Raw genomic sequence first — 222 nt, forward strand, 5'->3', positions numbered from 1 at the left:
TCGACCGTCCCGCTGCCCATGACCTTACAGACGACCTTACGCCCGACGTTAAGGCCGCCAGCCTCAACGCACGTCAGCGGCCAGGGAAGGCGATGGAGGCCGGACGCTTACTGAGAAGGGCCGGTTCATCTGGCCGACGATTGCACGCGAAGGTTCGGTGACGCTGACGGCGGCCCAGTTCGCGATGCTCGTGGAAGGACTGGACTGGCGCACACCGACGTC

The 222-nt window shown here is 65.3% G+C and carries 1 pseudogene; it reads left to right on the top strand.

Features of this window, described 5'->3' with window-relative positions:
- Positions 1-124: 124 nt before the first annotated feature.
- Positions 125-222 (top strand): annotated as a pseudogene (locus E2C06_RS40150) (hypothetical protein); the annotation flags it as partial.

It is taken from the genome of Dankookia rubra, from assembly GCF_004355005.1.
Lineage (GTDB): Bacteria > Pseudomonadota > Alphaproteobacteria > Acetobacterales > Acetobacteraceae > Paracraurococcus > Paracraurococcus ruber_A.